The organism is Peribacillus sp. YIM B13482 (assembly GCF_042787975.1).
Taxonomy (GTDB): domain Bacteria; phylum Bacillota; class Bacilli; order Bacillales; family DSM-1321; genus Peribacillus; species Peribacillus simplex_A.
In genome coordinates this window covers 127,837-141,403 of sequence record NZ_JBHZPF010000001.1, presented here as the reverse complement: position 1 = coordinate 141,403, position 13,567 = coordinate 127,837, and the positions used below count along the sequence as shown (strand labels likewise).

At 41.9% G+C, this 13,567-nt stretch carries 14 protein-coding genes; 13 read left to right on the top strand and 1 reads right to left on the bottom strand.

What is annotated here, in order from left to right:
* Nucleotides 1-35 precede the first annotated feature (35 nt).
* The 10 genes from ACFX4L_RS00730 to msrA all read left to right on the top strand — a co-directional run bounded on the left by ACFX4L_RS00730 (nt 36) and on the right by msrA (nt 10,472).
* Nucleotides 36-962: an AEC family transporter gene (locus tag ACFX4L_RS00730; protein ID WP_089361927.1), complete on the top strand. Its 927-nt coding sequence runs from the start codon at nt 36-38 to the stop codon at nt 960-962.
* Nucleotides 963-1,121: 159 nt separating this feature from the next.
* Nucleotides 1,122-2,144, top strand: a complete 1,023-nt coding sequence (locus ACFX4L_RS00725) for a Bug family tripartite tricarboxylate transporter substrate binding protein (RefSeq protein WP_377403547.1) — start codon at nt 1,122-1,124, stop codon at nt 2,142-2,144.
* Nucleotides 2,145-2,201: 57 nt separating this feature from the next.
* The gene (locus ACFX4L_RS00720; RefSeq protein WP_284469289.1) at nt 2,202-2,657 is read left to right on the top strand and encodes a tripartite tricarboxylate transporter TctB family protein; all 456 of its coding nucleotides are present in this window, start codon (nt 2,202-2,204) and stop codon (nt 2,655-2,657) included.
* A gap of 39 nt (nt 2,658-2,696) precedes the next feature.
* Nucleotides 2,697-4,202: a tripartite tricarboxylate transporter permease gene (locus tag ACFX4L_RS00715; RefSeq protein WP_375166270.1), complete on the top strand. Its 1,506-nt coding sequence runs from the start codon at nt 2,697-2,699 to the stop codon at nt 4,200-4,202.
* A 77-nt stretch (nt 4,203-4,279) separates the two neighbouring features.
* Nucleotides 4,280-5,872 (top strand): ATP-binding protein, encoded by a 1,593-nt coding sequence (locus ACFX4L_RS00710; protein ID WP_377380783.1) that lies wholly within the window; start codon nt 4,280-4,282, stop codon nt 5,870-5,872.
* Nucleotides 5,869-6,573: a response regulator gene (locus ACFX4L_RS00705; protein ID WP_377380781.1), complete on the top strand. Its 705-nt coding sequence runs from the start codon at nt 5,869-5,871 to the stop codon at nt 6,571-6,573. The genes ACFX4L_RS00710 and ACFX4L_RS00705 overlap by 4 nt, the downstream gene beginning before the upstream one ends.
* A 369-nt stretch (nt 6,574-6,942) precedes the next feature.
* The gene (desA, locus tag ACFX4L_RS00700; protein WP_377403544.1) at nt 6,943-7,989 is read left to right on the top strand and encodes a Delta(5) desaturase DesA; all 1,047 of its coding nucleotides are present in this window, start codon (nt 6,943-6,945) and stop codon (nt 7,987-7,989) included.
* A 94-nt stretch (nt 7,990-8,083) separates the two neighbouring features.
* Nucleotides 8,084-9,205, top strand: a complete 1,122-nt coding sequence (locus ACFX4L_RS00695; RefSeq protein ID WP_377380775.1) for a sensor histidine kinase — start codon at nt 8,084-8,086, stop codon at nt 9,203-9,205.
* Nucleotides 9,206-9,217: 12 nt separating this feature from the next.
* On the top strand, nt 9,218-9,826 hold the full coding sequence (locus ACFX4L_RS00690; protein ID WP_061465526.1) for a response regulator transcription factor: 609 nt from the start codon (nt 9,218-9,220) through the stop codon (nt 9,824-9,826).
* A 124-nt stretch (nt 9,827-9,950) separates the two neighbouring features.
* Entirely contained in the window at nt 9,951-10,472 is a 522-nt protein-coding gene (msrA, locus tag ACFX4L_RS00685; protein ID WP_125159752.1) for a peptide-methionine (S)-S-oxide reductase MsrA, read from the top strand.
* Here msrA and ACFX4L_RS00680 read toward each other — a convergent pair.
* Complete coding sequence (locus tag ACFX4L_RS00680) at nt 10,444-10,671, bottom strand: hypothetical protein (protein WP_377380771.1); 228 nt, start codon at nt 10,669-10,671, stop codon at nt 10,444-10,446. The two genes, msrA and ACFX4L_RS00680, sit on opposite strands and share 29 nt — an antisense overlap.
* A gap of 235 nt (nt 10,672-10,906) precedes the next feature.
* Between ACFX4L_RS00680 and ACFX4L_RS00675 the strand changes: the two genes are divergently transcribed.
* The 3 genes from ACFX4L_RS00675 to ACFX4L_RS00665 all read left to right on the top strand — a co-directional run bounded on the left by ACFX4L_RS00675 (nt 10,907) and on the right by ACFX4L_RS00665 (nt 13,567).
* The gene (locus tag ACFX4L_RS00675; protein ID WP_377380768.1) at nt 10,907-11,602 is read left to right on the top strand and encodes a response regulator transcription factor; all 696 of its coding nucleotides are present in this window, start codon (nt 10,907-10,909) and stop codon (nt 11,600-11,602) included.
* Nucleotides 11,599-12,954 carry a sensor histidine kinase gene (locus ACFX4L_RS00670; RefSeq protein WP_377380765.1) on the top strand — a complete coding sequence of 452 codons (1,356 nt, stop codon included), beginning with the start codon at nt 11,599-11,601 and terminating at the stop codon, nt 12,952-12,954. Before ACFX4L_RS00675 ends, ACFX4L_RS00670 begins: the two co-directional genes overlap by 4 nt.
* A 64-nt stretch (nt 12,955-13,018) precedes the next feature.
* The gene (locus tag ACFX4L_RS00665) at nt 13,019-13,567 is read left to right on the top strand and encodes a PepSY domain-containing protein (protein ID WP_377403541.1); all 549 of its coding nucleotides are present in this window, start codon (nt 13,019-13,021) and stop codon (nt 13,565-13,567) included.

The window sequence follows — 13,567 nt, the reverse complement described above, 5'->3', positions numbered from 1 at the left end:
ACAGGAATTAGCCTAAGGAATGGAGAGGAAGTCAAGTGAGTGTCCTGTTTCTAATCGTATTGAATGTCATTGTGCCGGTCTTTTTCCTTATAGGGGCGGGGGCCATTATGCATCGTAAATTCAAGCTGGATCTGAATACACTGTCTAAATTGAATAACTTCCTGCTCATGCCGGCCATTAGCTTTGTCAATATATATCAAAGCAATATGGGCGGGGGTATGATTGTACAGATATTCAGCTTCCTTGCTCTTCAAGCAGTAAGCCTCATCATCGTGAGCTCAGTGATTGCTAAACTTGCCAGGTTCGATCAAAGTCTCTCTGCCACGTTTAAAAATAGTGTGGTCTTGAATAACTCAGCCAATTTCGGGTTACCCGTCAGTCAGATGGTTTTTCATGCAAATCCTCTTGGCCTGTCGATCCAAGTCATCGTGATCATTTTTCAAAACCTGTTGACCTATACCTATGGATTGATGAATTCCGTTTCCGTCCATACAAAAAGTGCCAAGGGTGCCATTCGCGAGTTCCTGAAGAACCCCGTCATTTATGCTCTTTTACTCGGTCTACTATTACAGGCCACTTCTTTTGAAATTCCTCTGTTCCTATGGACCCCGATTAATAATATCGCGAGTGCTTTCATAGCCATAGCCTTGATTACATTGGGTGCACAGAGTGCCTACTTGAAAATGACTCATTTCCCTCTGCCGCTTATCCTTAGCTTGATTGGACGTTTAATACTCTCGCCATCCATCGCATTCCTGATCATTCTCATGCTGGGCTTGGAAGGGACTGTCGCTCAGGGGTTATTTATCGCAAGTTCATTTCCAACATCTAGAAACAGCGCATTATTCGCTTTGGAATATGACAACCATCCGGAATATGCGGCACAGGCGGTCTTGATGTCGACTTTATTCAGCAGTATAACGGTAACAATGGTCGTATATCTATCAAAAATACTATTCTAGCAGGGCTGCTCGCAATGGGCAGTCTTTTTCCACATGTCCACCCATAAAACTTTATGAACAATATGGAGATTATGAAATTTATGTATTTTAGGTGAATAATTAAAGAAAAGGAAGATAATTTTGTAGAATTAAGAAAACGCTTTCAAAAGGAGGATTCATATGTTTTCTCGTAAAAAGATTTATGCGGTCATATTGGCAGGTTCTCTAGCTTTAAGTTTAGGTGCATGCAGCAGTTCGGATACATCAGGAGAGAAGAAAGAAAGTACAGGTTATCCGAAAAAGGCCATTACGATCGTTGCTCCTTCGGGTGCAGGTGGGGGATGGGATTTGACGGCCCGTTCATTTACAAAGGTCTTGGGGGAGACAAAACTGGTGAACCAGCCATTAACCGTCGAAAACAAACCTGGTGGCGGGGGTGCTGTCTTCATGGCGGATTATGCGACACAGCAAGCAGATAATAATGACATGCTTTTCGTAAATTCACCGCCTGTCATCATCAATAACCTTAAAAAAGAGGGAAACAGTCCTTATGGATATAAAAATACGACTCCATTGGCGCAGCTGACAAAAGATTATGGAGCGATAGTGGTAAAGGCGGATTCTGAATTCAAGGATTTGAAATCAATGCTGGAAGTGGTGAAGAAAGATCCTCGTAAGTTAACCTTTGCGGGGGGATCGGCTCCGGGATCCATGGATCATTTGATTTCCATTCTTCCAGCCTATGAATATGGCTTGAATCCAACTGAACTTAAATACGTCTCGTACGACGGTGGCGGGGAAGCGATTACGGCGTTGCTTGGTGGAAATGTGGATGTGATCGGAACGGATGCATCCAGTGTCAGGGAATTTTTAAAAGCAGGAAAGATTAGAGTGTTGGCCGTAACCTCGACTGAACGCTTAGGTGGAGATCTTAAAGACATACCGACGGCAAAGGAACAGGGTGTCGATGCGGAATTCACGATTTGGAGAGGCGTTTTTGGACCTCAGAATATGTCTGAGGAAGCGAAAACCTTTTGGGACGGATCCATTGCAAAGTTAGTTGAAACCTCTGAATGGAAAAAGGAAGTGGAAGTTCAAGGATGGGAACAAGAATATAAAAATAGTGAAGAATTCAGTAAGTTTTTAGAAGAGCAGGAGAAACAGGTGCAGAAATTATTAGAAGCTTTAGGCATGGAAAAATAATGGAGAAGAAGGAGGTGCTTTCACCTTCTTCTTATTTTCTGAAATGGAGGGATAAGGATGGACGTGAAATTCGATCGCTTTGCATCCGTAGCTTTTCTGGCTGTCGGAGTGCTGTTTATGATAGGTAGCAGGAAGCTATCCAGTTCTTCTTATGGAAGTTCGGTAGGACCGGACATTTTCCCTTTTGTATTGGGATTGGTCCTTGCCGCTTTAAGCATTCGCCTGTTCTATGAGGCGTATCGTAGCAGGAGACAAGAGTCGAGTAAGGAAAAGCTGGAGTATAAGCCCTTTATCATTATTTTTATTTCAACCTTGATTTATATTTTGACACTGGAAACGATAGGATATGTCATTACGACCTTTCTCTTTTTATTTGTTTGCTTTCAAACGATGGAACAGAATAAGTGGGTGACATCGCTCATCATTTCCGCAGGATTTTCCGGAATCGTCTATTTTTTATTCGTGAACGTTTTAAAGGGAACATTGCCGGGTTGGCCAATCTGGTTTTCATAAAAGAAAGGAGGATGGGAAGTGGACACTTTTGTTTATTTAATGCAGGGATTTGAAACGGCACTTATTTGGTATAACATACTTTTTGCATTTGTCGGGGTATTGATCGGAACCGCTGTCGGCGTTTTGCCTGGGATCGGACCGATGAGCGGTGTGGCTCTTTTAATTCCGGTAACCGCCTCGATTACAGGTGGACTTCCACCAGAGCAGGCGGCGACAAGTGCCATCATTTTACTTGCAGGTGTTTATTATGGAGCGATGTATGGAGGGTCGACGACCTCCATCCTATTGAATACACCGGGCGAATCTTCCTCTGTCGTCACCACATTGGATGGCTACCAAATGGCGAAGAAGGGCAGAGCCGGGAGTGCGTTATCCATTTCGGCCATCGGTTCCTTTGTTGGAGGGATAGTCACACTTATTGCCATGATTGCCTTAGCTCAGCCATTATCGACGATTGCCATTAAATTCGGTCCGGCTGAGTATTTTTCGCTCATGATTCTAGGTTTGGCGGCTGTCAGTGGTCTCGCGGGAAAATCCGTAACAAAGGCGTTAATTATGACTGTTTGCGGCTTGCTGATTGGGACGATAGGCATTGATAATGTATCAGGAATAGCTCGTTTTACTTTCGATGTTCCCTGGTTATATCAGGGGATTGAATTCCTGACAATTGCAGTAGGTTTATTCGCCCTTGGAGAAGTGTTCAAGACGATCTTAGAAAAAGAAGAGGATGACGGGGAAATCGCGAAGATTAGTAATTTGATTCCTTCCAGAGAAGAGTTCAAGGAATCTGCGGGTCCCATTGCCCGTGGATCGCTCTTGGGTTTCTTTGTAGGAATCCTGCCGGGTGCAGGGGCCACTCTTGCTTCTTTCTTCTCATACCTTATGGAAAAACGGATTTCAAAAAAACCCGAGAAATTTGGCACGGGGGCGATTGCTGGAGTGGCTGGACCTGAAACGGCCAATAACGCCGCGTCTGGGGGAGCGATGATTCCATTATTGACGCTGGGAATTCCAGGTTCTGGTACAACGGCCATTTTAATGGGTGCACTCATGATGTACAATGTCCAGCCTGGTCCATTATTATTCGAAGATCATCCTCAGGTGGCTTGGGGACTTATCGCAAGTATGTTCATTGGGAATCTGATGCTCCTCATCCTTAATCTCCCGCTCGTTAAGGTTTTTGCAAAAATCATTGAAACGCCAAAGAAATATTTGATTCCGATCATTATCGCAATTTCCATTTTTGGCGTTTATGCGGTACAAGTATCGACTTATGATTTATTGCTATTATTAGGATGCGGGGTCTTGGGATATTTCTTAAGTAAAAATGATTATCCTATCGCCCCATTGGTATTAGGGCTGGTCTTAGGACCGATGATAGAAAATAATATGCGCAGGGCCTTGACGATATCCGATGGGGATTACAGTTTGTTTTTCACTCGGCCGCTTTCCCTAACCTTCCTGATTGTAACGGCGTTATGGCTGCTCATTCCGGTTTTACTTAAGAAGAGGGGGAAGGATGTTGTCATTAATATTGAAGGTTAACTGATATTTTCTGAATGTTATGAAAACCCCTTTTTTAAAGGGGTTTTTTTTTATATGATGTATGAAGAGGTGATTGAATGCGTTTACACACCAAGTTGATGCTGGGCATCTGTACGTTAATCATCTTAATGGGGGGAATCTTTGAAGTTATTTTTATAAATATCTTAGAAAATAACCTGAAACAGGAAACAGGGGAAAAAGCATTGTCGGTTGCCCAGACCATTTCTTTGCTGCCTGAGATTAAACAAGCTTTTCGGACGGAAAATCCTTCTGTAATCATTCAGCCCATCGCGGAAAAGATTCGCAGGCAGATCGATGCGGAATTCATAGTAATAGGAGATGAGAATGAAACACGGCTGTCCCATCCGGATCCAAACTTGATCGGGAAGAAAATGGTAGGGGGGGATAACGGCGAGGTTTGGAATGGGAAATCCATCATCACGGAGTCGACTGGGACATTGGGTCCTTCCATAAGGGGGAAATCCCCGATAATGGCAAATGGAAAAGTCATTGGTGTAGTCTCTGTTGGCTACCTTCAGGATGATATTGAAAAAGAAGTGTCCAGAATACAACGAAAGATAGTATGGACCATCTCTTTTATCTTAATCGGCGGTTTATTAATAGCCTTTTTCATTTCATTAAATATAAAAAAGGCGATATTGGGTCTTGAGCCGAAAGAGATTGCCTGGATGTTTCAAGAAAAGCATGCCATTTTGGAAACGATTCATGAAGGCATCATCGCCATTGATGTTCATGGGAAAATCACCGTCGTCAATGAAACGGCACATAAAATCCTGGATATCCCTAAAGACGTCATGCTTCGCGGGGAAAAAATTGAAGAAGTCATCAGGCATACACATTTGCTGGATGTGGTCAGCACGGCACAGGCCGAGTATGACCAGGAATTCATGATTGACGGTGAAATTTTTTTGGCAAGCCGGATTCCCATTTTGAATGGACAGGGTGAAGTCATCGGTGCTGTAGCAAGTTTGCGGAATAAGTCGGAACTATCCAATCTCCTTCAAGAGCTATCACATGTAAAGGCGTATGCAGAAGGGCTCAGGGCCCAGACACATGAATATTCTAATCGGCTCTATACTCTATTAGGCCTGATCCAACTGGGATCCTATAAAGAAGCGATTGATTTCATATCGAAGGAAGTGGATGTCACTCAAGGCTTCATTCACTTTCTGATGAAGGAAGTGCCTGATCCGATTATTGCCGGGTTCATTTTAGGGAAAGTAAGTTTAGCCAGCGAGCTGAAAATTGATTTTACTATTGATAGAGAAAGCAGTTTTAAAGATATTCCGCCCGAAATAGATCGGGATTTATTAGTGACGATCATCGGCAACCTTATCAATAATGCCTTCGAAGCTGTACGCGAAAATCAAAGGGAGGAAAAAAGGGTATCGTTGTTCGTGACGGATCTGGGTAAAGAGTTGATCATTGAAGTTGAAGATAATGGTAAAGGAATGAATTCAGAAGTTACAGAACGTATTTTCCAGGACGGTTTTACGACGAAAAGCCATCAAACCAATTCAGGTATAGGTTTGGGCCTTGTTCAGGAAGCGATTGATGGATTAGGGGGATATATCACTTTTTCGACGAGAGAAGGGGAATATACGATCTTTACTATAGCCATACCAAAAAACAGAGGGGTGATTAAATGAAAGCCATTCGCGATATAGAAGTTTTAATCGTAGAAGATGACTTACGGATTGCCGAGATACAGAGGCTATTCATCGAAAAGATTGAGGGGTTTAAAGCAATCGGGATCGCGTCAAGTTATGTTGAGGCTAAAAGCTTCATTGAAATCATGCAGCCGGATTTATTATTGCTCGATATGTATTTTCCGGATATGAATGGGCTCGATATCTTGAAAGATATTAAGCAGCAAAGCAAACAAATGGATGTCATTATGATAACGGCGGCAAAAGAGATCGAAAAGGTCCAGGAGGCCATCAAGATTGGCATATTTGATTATATTATCAAGCCTGTCGCATTTGAGCGTTTCAAGCAGTCCTTACGCAGATATAAAGAGTATTACATTAAATTGTCTGAATTGGAAAAGGGCAATTTTCCCGTGACGCAGCAACAGGTGGATAAGCTATTGCGAAAGGAAATGAATGACAAGGGTAGGGCCCAGACTTCACTGCCAAAAGGAATCGATAGGATGACTTTGGAGAAGGTGATGGTTGTTTTGGGGAAAGCCTCCCTGGGGTTAACTGCCGAAATAGTGGCAAAGGAAATCGGGGTGAGCAGGACAACGGCAAGGCGCTATCTTGAACACTTGATGACTGAGGAAAAAATCGAAGCCGATCTAACATATGGCACGGTAGGCCGGCCTGAACGGGTTTATGCAATAAAGTAATAAATGGATTCGCCAGATGGCGGATCTTTTTTTTGATCGAATATTTTACTGCTTATTTATTTGGAATCAGGATTTATGTGTGGAATGATTGATGGGACTTTGAGTGAATTTATCATTTTTTTAAGGGTGAAAATGATAATTAAGGAAAAAATACGTGTGAAAAGTGATGAAGTAGACAAGTATATGACATTTGTAATGCCAGCCAATTGACGTTTATGACTATAGAAGATCAATGATTATTCCTATACTTAAATAGAGAGTAAGATGTTAAACACCAACAAGGCATAATTATGGTATTCGAAATATGTAAGCTGAACCAATCCATTTAAACACTCCATGTTTCTATATAATATTTATGAGGAGGAAATCATGAGTAATCAAAAACAATTAAGAAAAGATGTTGCCCCTTTTGAAAAATCCAATACTAAATCAAGTGTGAAGCAGCTTATAAATACATTTCCGCCATTTTTCCTGTTATGGTTTTTAGCTTATCAAAGCTTAACCATCTCATATTGGCTGACCCTTGCATTGGCCGTTTTGGCTGCAGGATTCGTAGTCAGGATTTTCATCATTTTCCATGATTGCTGTCATCAATCGTTCTTCAAAAGCAGAAAAGCGAATAACATCCTGGGTACAATCAGCGGAATCGTCACATTATTTCCGTATGAGCAATGGAAGCATAGTCATTCCATACATCATGCAACAAGCAGTAATTTAAACAAACGCGGTACAGGAGATATCTGGATCATGACCGTTGATGAATATGTAGCTGCTTCATTCTGGGGACGTCTGGCTTACCGTTTATATAGAAATCCAATCGTCATGTTTGGATTAGGTCCATTCTATCTATTCCTTGTTTCGAATCGTCTGAATAAAAAAGGCGCAAAAAAGAAGGAACGCATGAATACGTATTTGACAAATGCCGCAATCGTGGTGATTTATGGTTTGTTATGCTTGGCTATCGGATGGCAGGCATTCCTGATGATTCAGGTACCGCTTCTTTTTGTAACTGGATCCCTGGGCATCTGGCTGTTTTATGTGCAGCATCAGTTCGAAGATTCTTATTTCGAAGAGGAATCGGAATGGGATTATGTGAAGGCTGCCATTGATGGAAGTTCTTATTATAAACTTCCGAAGGTTTTACAATGGGTAACTGGTAATATCGGTTTTCACCACGTGCATCATCTTAGTCCAAGAGTGCCGAACTATAATCTGGAAAAAGTCCATGATTCCACCCTGCCTTTGCAGCAGGCAACGACAATCACCCTTAGTTCAAGTTTAAAATCACTTCGATTCCGCCTTTATGATGGGGAAAACAAGACGTTTGTAAGTTTTAAAGAGATTAAGGATCGTCTAAATGAGAAAAAATCAAAGTTGGAAATCAATAATAAACGTCCAAGTCTTCAAGAGAAATAAATAGTTAATCAAAAAACCATTCAATTTCCATTGGATGGTTTTTTGATTAAACACCTTAGTATATACTAGGAGAAAAAGAAATAGAGGCGGCGCTATGCAAAGTTGGTATCATATCTTTCCTAAGAACACAGGGCTGAGCCCTTATGTCTGGATCATTTTTTGTATCCTTCCTTTTTACTTCATTTTCAAATCTTCATCGATGTTGGAGACTGTCTTTGGAATCGTCATGATCATTTTGTTTTTCATATCATATGGTCTCTCATTCGTTTCGAAGGGATGGCCCGTATACGTATGGACGGCTATACAAATAGTCATATCCATATCCATGACCATATTTTTCAGCTACATTTACTTTTCACTCTTTTTAGCATTCTTTATTGGGAATGTTCAAAATAAGGTTGGCTTTTTCGTATTATATTCGATCCAGCTATTAGCCACCATCGTATCTGTCAATATTGGATTCATCATGAAAGACCCTACCTTCTTTTCACAATTTCCCTTTATGCTCATTTGTGTAGTGGGCGTGATCCTTCTCCCATTCAACACTTATAATCGGAATAAACGTGATAGGCTGGAAGAACAATTGGAAGATGCACATAAAAGAATTTCCGAGCTTGGCAAAATGGAAGAACGCCAGCGGATTGCCCGTGATCTACATGATACACTTGGACAAAAACTTTCTTTGATTGGCTTGAAAAGTGACCTTGCAGGGAAATTGATTGATTTAAAACCGGAGTCGGCTAAGAAGGAAATCAAGGATATCCGTCAAACGGCGAGGACGGCACTCAAGGAAGTACGGGAAATGGTGTCGGAAATGCGTGGGGCCAAGCTATGCGATGAAATCATCCGGGTCAAGCAAATATTGAAAGCGGCAGAGATAGACTTCAATTTGGAAGGCACAACGGAATTGCAAGATACTCCATTGTTTGTTGAAACGGTTTTAAGCATGTGCTTGAAAGAAGCTGTGACAAATATCGTCAAACATAGCTGTGCCGACTCATGTAATATCGTCATCGAAGAATTACAGACAGGAGTGACGATGAAAGTCCAAGATAATGGAGTGGGACTTTCACATAAATCAGAATTTTTTAAAGGCAATGGACTTCAAGGAATGAAAGAAAGGCTTGAATTCGTTAATGGCAGCCTGGATATTAAATCAATAGATGGAACTGCACTTTATATAAGGGTTCCGAATGCTATAAAAAATAATGGATAGGTGGGATTAACATTGATTAGAATCGTAATTGCTGAAGACCAAAGGATGCTGCTTGGCGCTCTAGGTTCTATCCTTGATCTGGAAGAGGATATGGAAGTTGTCGGAAAAGCGAGCAATGGGGAAGAAGCAATGAATCTCGTTAATCGCTTAAAGCCAGATATCTGCATTACGGATATTGAAATGCCAGTTAAAACCGGGCTTGATGTAGCGGAAGAGATCAAGGATCAGGGCCACCAATGCAAAGTCATCATTTTAACCACGTTTGCACGCCCTGGTTATTTTGAAAGAGCCAGAAAGGCCGAGGTAGGTGGATATCTGCTGAAGGATAGTCCAAGTGAGGAACTGGCGAACTCGATCCGTGTCATCATGGACGGTCGGCGCATATATGCTCCTGAGCTGGTGGATATGGCTTTTGAAGAAGAAAACCCTTTGACTGAAAGAGAGTGCCAAGTGCTCCAATTAATTGCAGATGGTAAGAATACAAAGGAAATTGCCAGCCAGCTTTATCTGACCAATGGAACGGTCCGTAATTATATTTCGGTCATTCTTGATAAATTGGATGTAAGCAATCGCGTTGAAGCTATTGTAAGATTCAAGGAAAAGGGCTGGTCAAAAGATTGATCAAAGGGTACATCCCTTTTGGAGCGATTGGCTTGGAGGCTTCGTAAATCAAAAGACACAGTGTTAAGATTAGGATATGGTATATTAGTTTTTATTACATATGTACAGGAAGGTGTTGACCATTATGCAAAAAGCTACATTTGCAGGAGGCTGTTTTTGGTGCATGGTGACACCATTTGAAGAACAACCCGGGATTGGGGGAATCGTATCCGGTTATACAGGGGGACATGTTGAAAACCCTACTTACGAGGAAGTGAAGACGGGAACTACGGGACATTATGAAGTCGTCGAGATCACTTTCGATCCCCTGTTATTTCCTTATGAAAGACTGCTTGAACTATATTGGCAGCAAATCGATCCAACCGACGATGGCGGTCAATTCCATGACAGGGGAAGCCAGTATCGAACGGCCATCTTTTATCATGACGAAGCTCAAGAGAAGCTGGCCATTGAAGCGAAAGAAAAGGTTGCAGCCAGCGGGAAATTCCAGAAACCCATCGTAACGGAAATCCTTCCTGCCCAAACCTTTTATCCTGCCGAAGAATACCATCAAGGCTTTCATAAAAAAAACAAAGATGATTATAAAGCGGACCGTGCGAAATCAGGACGCGATGAATTCATTGACCAGCATTGGAACGGTGAATGAACTGGATCATTATTAAACGATCCAGTTGATTACAGGTATCGGCTCTCTTTCCGCCGACTGTCTGCCAAGCTTCCTCGCCGCAAGCGGCAGCGTGGTCTCGGCAAGCCAGTTTTTCGGGATGAGGCCGTTCCGAACCCCATTTTGTCGACAAACTGTGACTATGGAAATATTCCATAGTCTTTTTATTATGGTTAGCCATTGATACTTAGGCTTTTATTATTTAGCTATGGGGAAATTTTTAATGATTGTGAGGAATCTGTGTATGGTGTCTGTAAAGACCCTCTTGGACTTTTTACATCCGATTCTTTTTTTTGACCTTTTAAATGCACAAAAATTTTAAAGTAATTATTTCATGGGATTTTTATGCAGGGTCTTCAATTTCTCATGATATTTTCATTTTTATTCAGTACACTAAGAGGTGGGTGGTGGTAATCATGAATAAAAGGATTTTAATAATAGAAGATGAAGAAAAAATCGCGAGGATCCTCCAGCTGGAACTTAATCATGAGGGTTATCTAACTGAATCGGCTTTTACCGGAAAGACAGGTCTGCAAAGGGCAGAATCCGAAGAGTGGGATTTAATCTTATTGGATGTGATGCTACCCGAGTTGAATGGCATAGAAGTACTTAGACGTTACCGGAAAAAGAATGGATCTACACCAGTCATTCTTCTAACCGCAAGGGATGCTGTACCAGACAAGGTGAATGGCCTGGACCATGGTGCGAATGATTATGTAACGAAACCGTTTGAGATAGAAGAGCTGCTGGCCCGGATCCGTGCTTGTTTTCGTACAAATGTACGTGAGAGCCAATCAGAAGGGAAAGAGGATGAACTTAAGGTCCATGATCTGCAATTGAGCCTTGGTACAAGGGACCTTCTCAGGCAAGGCAACAGGATCGAGCTGACTTCCCGCGAGTTCGATTTGCTGGTATATCTATTGCAAAATAAAAATCAAGTACTCTCAAGGGAGCAAATACTTACACATGTATGGGGATATGACTTTGCAGGGGATACGAATGTGGTTGATGTGTATATCCGTTATTTACGAAAAAAAATAGATTACCCCTTTGATTTGCAGCTCATACATACTTACCGCGGGGTAGGGTATAGCTTGAAGGAGCCGGTATGAAGATTCGGACGAAAATCCAATCGTACTCCAGTCTTTTTTTAAGCGTCATGCTTATATTGTTGAGTATCATCGTTTTAATCGCCTTTCTTTTGATATCTCTTGAGAGGGAAAGGGATCTGCTCGAAGATAAAGCTTCATTAATTGAAGAAAATATCCTGACGAAAGATTTGATTTCCGGTGATCCCGATTTAATGGAGCCGTATACCCCTGATGATGGAATGGTGCGGATATTTGACACAGATGGAAGGTTGATAAAATCGTTTACGGATGAAGAGGACCTTGAGGGGCTAGCGGTTAAATCCATTAATGAGAAAGGATTTGATTTTAGCAAAGCTGATGGGGATTACGTGTTGACCTACCGTTACGCATATCCCGAAGAAGGGAAGAAGCTAGGAATGATCGAGGTGACACAGCCGCAGGATACCCTCCTTGAAAATTTATCGACTCTTGCCCTCGTATTAGGTGGTGCATCCCTTTTTGTCATTCTTCTATCCATTTTTGCCGGTAAATGGCTGGCCAATCTAATCCTCAAACCCATATCGATCATGAGCGGGACAATGATGGATATTGAGAAAAGTGGAGAATTCAAAAGGATACCGCTTTCGGATCAATCAAAGGACGAGCTACAGGTAATGGGGGTGTCATTCAACAGGATGATAGAAAGGCTTGAGCGGAATTATAACCGACAGCAGCAATTCCTTTCAGATGCTTCACATGAATTGAAAACACCGATTACGGTCATAGAAAGCTACTCTTCACTATTGAAACGCTGGGGAATGAAGGATGAGGCGATTCTGGAGGAGGCGGTGGAGGCAATCCATCATGAAGCCATCCGGATGAAACAGCTGACGGAACATCTACTTCAGTCCGCTTCCCAAAGTGAACCTTCAAAGGATATTGAAGGAAAAGTCGAACTTATTTCGTTTTGTGAACAGATTGCCCAAACATTTAGAAGGACGGCAAACCGTGAAATAAAGATACAATCCGAGTTTAAGGAAATATATGCAATGGCCATTTCCAGCAAGCTTGAACAGGTGCTTGTCATCCTATTGGACAATGCCATGAAATATAGTGAATCGGATATACAAATCCTGATAAAACAGAGGGCTAATGAAATTTTCATTGGTGTTAAAGATCAAGGGGCAGGGATATCACCAGAACATCTACCGCATGTATTTGAACGTTTTTATCGCGTGGATTCATCAAGGGCAAGGAAAACGGGAGGCAATGGACTCGGGCTTTCCATCGCTCGAACACTTGTCGAGTCATTCGGCGGTAAACTGGAAATTCAAAGCGAAGTGGGAGAGGGGACGTTGGTGACTATTACTCTTTCTCATCAAATTCTAATCTAGCGCTCATGTTCGTTTCATGAATGATGTTTATTATTAAGGTAACAACTCAAAGGAGGAATTATTCATGAAAAAGCAGTGGGCTACGATAAAAGAAGGTATCATTCAAAAGAAAAAGGTAATCTTGACGGTTTCCATAGCTTCTGTATTGCTTTTCGGCGGTGCCGCTGGAACTGCGGTATATGCAGTCAATAAGAGTGCGTTATCTGAGGATGAGGCTATCAAAATGATTTCAGAAAAACTGGGCGGTAAGGTTACTCAATTTGAAAAGGATTGGGACCAGCCGATGACCTATGAGATGACCGTTAAAACGAATGAAGTCTATCAAGATGTAGAGGTCGATGCTGAAAAAGGAGAGATTCTTTCTCGGGAGATGGAAGACGAAGACGATGAGGATATGAGCACACAACAAGCAGTGGAAATTGCAAAAATCAGCATGGATCAAGCTGAAAAGATTGCCTTGAAAGAGGTGGAGGGTCAAGTGACGGATGCAGAGCTTGATTCAGAGAATGGCATACTTGTGTACGAGTTGGAGATAAACCAGGGACAAAAGGAATATGATGTAGTGATAGATGCCACTACGGGGAAAGTATTGAAAAACCAGTTGGATGATTAA